Genomic DNA, 4,930 nt, shown 5'->3' on the forward strand with positions numbered 1-4,930 from the left:
TTATGATTAATGCGGGCGGTGACATCGTAACTCACGGGGAATTTGAAGATGGCAACCGGTGGAATATTGCCATCCAAGATCCGCGTGATCCCCGCGCGATTGTGGCGGCAGTTGGCGTAAAAAATGTCGGCATTGCGACCTCAGGTGTCTATCAAACTCATGGAGAACATGCGGGCAAACCATGGCATCACCTTGTGGACATGCGTACAGGAGAAAATGCACATGGAATTATGAGCGCAACCGTAATCGCCACCACATGCGAGAAAGCTGACTCAGAGGCAACTATTTCTATTTTGCTGGGAAGAGTCGAGGGCATCGCACGTCTGGACAAATCGGGGCTCCCTTATTTCCTCATTCTCGACCACGGTGCAATTCATAAAAATGCGGCATTCGCTGCGCTTGAAATCCCCTTCGAAAACCTCATAGAGAAACAAGCTATATAAATTGACAGATTCTCAAATCAGTGTAGAATTCGCACCAGAACAACAGCAGGTCGTCCCGACCTAACACACTGTTCATTGAGAGGAGCGCCTCATGGCATTCGCAAAGTTCAACAAAGATAGGCTAGGTAAGCTCATTCGAGCAGCCGACTCAATCTCTGCTTCTCACGTAACAACACCCGGGTCAGTTGCGCCAGTCGCAACACTTTTGTTGGGACGTGCACTAGCTCGTTTCGATACAAGCGATATCGAAGAAACAATGATTGAGTACATCGATGAGGTCGACAAACGAGCAGCTGCAGCAATCGCGCGGAAAAAGAAAGGGAGGAAGGCGAAGGAATAAAAACTTTTTTCAATCACTTTTTTGAGGAGAATGTTCGTGGATATGAGTGAAGGGAAAATCAATTCCCATATCAAGACAGCGCTCGAAACCGCACGCGAAGCAACGGGTGACTCTGAAGAGCGGCTCTCCATTGCTGCGGCGATACTGACAAAAAAGCTGCGGAACGAAACCAAGTTCTCGGTGATACGCGCATTGCTGAAATTCGCCGTCCCCAGGGACACCTTCGGAGAAAAAAGTAGGTCGTTCCAAGGCGAGGGCGAGAACACCCAAGGTATTGAACCAACAAGTAAGCCCGAACCATCTGCTGAGAACCCGATGCTCAAGGCAGCACTTGATCGCAGAGACCAATTTGCGAGGCCACTGCCCGCACCAGGCCCGACCGAAATTCCTGCTGGCTGGCATATGCCACAGCGGAAACGTCACTCAGATTCCGAAGAGTAACTCTTCAAAAACGGAGGAAACAGTGGGACTACATTCTGACAGACTCGTTGCAGTAACCGAGGCAGCCCACAAAGTTGCATACAAGGTTGCAACAGGAGAAGTCGAACGAGGAATGCTTGCCGCGACTCTCCTAGCGAGAGCGCTTGAGTGCGAAGAGCCGGACGAAGTTCAGTCGTCACTGCTTGAGTTCGTTCGGGAGCAAGAAGAAAAAGTCGAGGCAAGCGTCGGGCACAGTGAAGGGTGGCCGGAGCCAGGAGAACATTGATCGCCGCCAAACCAAAGCCGCCTTTACAGGCGGCTTTTTTATTCCTCTAGCTGCAGTTTTTAAAATTGACACATACCCAATTTATATGCTATAATTGCGAAAGATCCATTGAACCTTCACATCAGCTCACTCTGATACTCTTCCCCACCCCATCCGGGCAATGCCCACTTTCATCAGGAGTTTACATTGAGGCTATTTCTGAAACGAGCATACGAGATTTATAAACCTCTCCTGCTCCCCATGCTTGGCGTGTTTGGATTTATTGTCCTTTCACAAGCCCTAAATGCATGCATGCCATATCTTCAGAGCAAGATTATTGACGGGTTGGTCCAAAAGGTTCCGATACGCCAAGTTGGAATTCTCGCAATCTTATCACTCATCCTTTGGATCTTGAGATCCGGGGTACTACAGTGGACACAAGATCGCTACGAACTTGCACACGTTGACTACGAAATTCCACGGCGCATGCAAGAAGTCATGCTCGAGAAATTGCTCGGCTTTTCGATCGGACAACTCATCAGCGAGAACTCCGGCGTCAAGCAGAGCATTATCGTTCGTGGAGAAAAAGCTCTGGACAATCTTGTCCACTCTGTTCTCTACCAAATCCTGCCCCTTGCGATGGAGATCGTCTTGGCAACGGTGCTCCTGCTTTACTGGAGCGTCCCCATTGGCCTTGTTGTCGCAGCGGCTGTTGTTGTATACCTCGGCTTTATTGCCCGTCTAAACGGAAAATTCAAGGACGAGATGGTACAAATCGAAAAGCTTTTTGTCGCGGATCAAAGACTCCACGGTGAAACTCTTCGGAATATTGGCCTCATCATTGCAAGCGCACAAGAAGAACGTGCGAAGCGTGAATGCAAGGAAAGTTTGGGCGGCGCATTTGATTTTGCACGAAGTGTATGGAACCGATACATAGTCTGGGCGGCAATACGAAATACGCTACCGGTGATTGCACGATTCATCGTGCTAGCCATCGTAATTGTCGGAGTGCTACACGGGAAATACTCAATTGGCGAATTTGTCCTGTTTATGACATGGACGATGAACGCCACAGGCAACCTTGGAAGCTTGAGCCAGATTCATCGTAGGTCTATCCAAGACTACACTTCCGCAAAGCAATACTTCGATATGTTGGCTATCAAGCCGGACATTACTGAGATTGAAAACCCGATTCGACCGGAGAAATTTGCCGGACGGATAGAGTTCAAAAACGTGACCTTCCGTTACGGAGGCAGGGACTCGCAAAGTGACGAGGCAGACGACGAAGCCGAGACGGCGACAACAAAAGAAGTTGGCCCTGCGCTCGACGACGTCAGCTTTGTCATTGAAGCGGGAGAAACGGTCGCCTTTATCGGCGAATCCGGCGCAGGTAAATCTACCCTGGTAAACGCGCTCATCCGCGCGCAAGATCCAGAATCTGGGCAAATCACCGTGGACGACAATGACCTTCGAGACCTTGACCTCAAGCACTATCGTGGGGCCATAGGCATCGTCGCCCAAGACGTTGGTCTCTTTGACCAGACGTTGCGGTACAACATCACCTACAATCTAAACGGTCATGCCGCAGATTTTGGGGACCATGAGCTCAATGCAGTAGCCGAAATGTCGTGTCTTGATCGCTTCTTCCATCGCTTGGAAAAAGGTTTTGACACGGTGATTGGTGAGCGCGGAGTGAAGCTCTCCGGTGGTGAGCGACAACGTGTAGGTATTGCACGAGCGATAGTCAAAGAACCGCAAATCATGATCTTTGACGAAGCAACGTGCAGCCTAGACTCCGGGAACGAACGATTGATTCAGGAATCAATTAACAAGGTATCAAAAGGCCGAACAACAATCATTATCGCCCATCGTTTCAGTACGATTAGAAACGTGGACAAGGTGATTGTATTCGACAAAGGCAAGCTCGTGGACTGCGGTACCCACGAAGAACTCGCGAAGCGCTGTGAGGTCTATCAGTATCTGTGCGAGCAGCAAGACTTCGTCTTGTAGCGCGCAAAGTAGCAACAAGCGGCTCCAGCAATGGAGCCGCTTTTTATTGTAGAAATTGACAAAATAATTGCGCAGGCGTAGGCTTTGAGCCAGAGGTAATTCTTTTACCACCACCCCCATCTCAGTTTTCCAAGGAGGACATCGTGGACCAAGACAAAATAAATGGCATCATCCGTGGTGCCTGCACGGTTACATTCACCGAGCACCCAAGGAGCGAGGCAGAGCTCAATGACGAGACTGCCAAATACCTTGGTTATCGCACCATCAATGGGCTACGCTACTTCACCGAGTGCCCGTATCCCGGATAACACCCTCTCAAAAACCGCCCCACAAAGGCGGTTTTTTATTCCCAAGGTGGCACCTTGGGGGGTTATCCACAGGTACCTCTTGTGTAATATATTTCTTACGTATAATATATATTACATTAGCAGTTAATTATAAATATATGATTGGAAAACCAGAATGGTTCAAGAGGCGCAAGTATACAGGGTGGGGCTTCACGCCGGCAACGTGGCAAGGTTGGGCATATATCACCGCTTTTGTGCTTTTATTCTTTTTGATTACGGCACTTCCTGTTATCGGAGGGCTGCGTACACTCCTCCTCGTTATTTTGGCGATTATAGGCTGTGTGGATTTTATTCATATCATTATCAAAATGCCGCGCGATGAGCGTGATCGTATGCATGAAGCGATATCTGAACGCAATGCACTCTGGGCTATTCTCGCAGTTTTAACAATCGGTATCGGTTACCAAGCTGCAGTTAGCGCTGCCCATGGCACAAAATATGTTGACCCTGTCATCCTTATTGCACTCCTTGTTGGAGTTGTGGTAAAAATGGTTTCGAATATTTATCTCGACAAAAAGAATTAATCAGCATGGAAACGAAAATTGCTTTCTATCGAAATAAGCTGGGCATAACACAGGAGCAACTTGCAGAGCTTGTTGGTGTGTCCAGGCAAACAATTATTTCTTTAGAACAAAATCGCTACAACCCTTCCCTGCTCCTGGCGCATAAGATTACAAAGGCACTGAAGCAAGGAAAAATTGAGGAGGTGTTTGGGGTGAAGTAAATAATAATTTTTTCGGCAATATTTGAAATTATCCACAAAGAAAAAACCCGCCATACAGCTGACGGGTTTTTCCGTCGCCATTGGCGAGTTAGGCTGCTGCCTGTAAAACCTTCTTTACCTCAAATCGGTAGCGCGACCAGCTATTGCAACGCTGCTCGCGAAACAAAGTGCGGGCAACAGTAAGAGCGGTAGTTAGTTTCTTGTCGAAGTCCTCAATCTGCTCGGAACCAAGAAGTTCCTTAAGTAGAGGACCTCTCCCTAAATAAAAGCGCATGCATGATCCGCGCCATTTAGGATACAATTCGCAAAACAAGAAGTCGACCATCGAATGGTAAACATTCATGTTCTTTCGTGCAGCTACATATTCGAGGGCACTCTGGT

9 protein-coding genes are annotated in these 4,930 nt (G+C 48.3%); 8 read left to right on the plus strand and 1 reads right to left on the minus strand.

Features of this window, described 5'->3' with window-relative positions:
* The 8 genes from WC764_04660 to WC764_04695 all read left to right on the plus strand — a co-directional run.
* Positions 1–443 (plus strand): FAD:protein FMN transferase (locus tag WC764_04660; GenBank protein MFA6006985.1); only part of this gene is annotated, 443 nt, incomplete at its 5' end.
* 91 nt (positions 444–534) lie between these two features.
* Positions 535–783: a hypothetical protein gene (locus WC764_04665; protein ID MFA6006986.1), complete on the plus strand. Its 249-nt coding sequence runs from the start codon at positions 535–537 to the stop codon at positions 781–783.
* Between the two features lie 42 nt (positions 784–825).
* A complete protein-coding gene (locus WC764_04670; protein ID MFA6006987.1) occupies positions 826–1,224 on the plus strand; it encodes a hypothetical protein in 399 nt (132 codons plus the stop codon).
* Positions 1,225–1,246: 22 nt separating this feature from the next.
* The gene (locus WC764_04675) at positions 1,247–1,489 is read left to right on the plus strand and encodes a hypothetical protein (protein ID MFA6006988.1); all 243 of its coding nucleotides are present in this window, start codon (positions 1,247–1,249) and stop codon (positions 1,487–1,489) included.
* Positions 1,490–1,729: 240 nt separating this feature from the next.
* A complete protein-coding gene (locus tag WC764_04680) occupies positions 1,730–3,478 on the plus strand; it encodes an ABC transporter ATP-binding protein (GenBank protein MFA6006989.1) in 1,749 nt (582 codons plus the stop codon).
* A gap of 143 nt (positions 3,479–3,621) precedes the next feature.
* The gene (locus tag WC764_04685) at positions 3,622–3,786 is read left to right on the plus strand and encodes a hypothetical protein (GenBank protein ID MFA6006990.1); all 165 of its coding nucleotides are present in this window, start codon (positions 3,622–3,624) and stop codon (positions 3,784–3,786) included.
* Between the two features lie 137 nt (positions 3,787–3,923).
* Complete coding sequence (locus WC764_04690; protein ID MFA6006991.1) at positions 3,924–4,349, plus strand: hypothetical protein; 426 nt, start codon at positions 3,924–3,926, stop codon at positions 4,347–4,349.
* 5 nt (positions 4,350–4,354) lie between these two features.
* Positions 4,355–4,549: a helix-turn-helix transcriptional regulator gene (locus tag WC764_04695; protein ID MFA6006992.1), complete on the plus strand. Its 195-nt coding sequence runs from the start codon at positions 4,355–4,357 to the stop codon at positions 4,547–4,549.
* A gap of 88 nt (positions 4,550–4,637) precedes the next feature.
* On the opposite strand, the gene WC764_04700 is transcribed toward WC764_04695, so the two are convergent.
* Positions 4,638–4,930: hypothetical protein (locus tag WC764_04700; protein ID MFA6006993.1), on the minus strand; the 293-nt coding region annotated here is incomplete at its 5' end.

The organism is Candidatus Paceibacterota bacterium (assembly GCA_041660505.1).
Lineage (GTDB): Bacteria > Patescibacteriota > Minisyncoccia > Phycocordibacterales > JACRKE01 > JBAZWG01.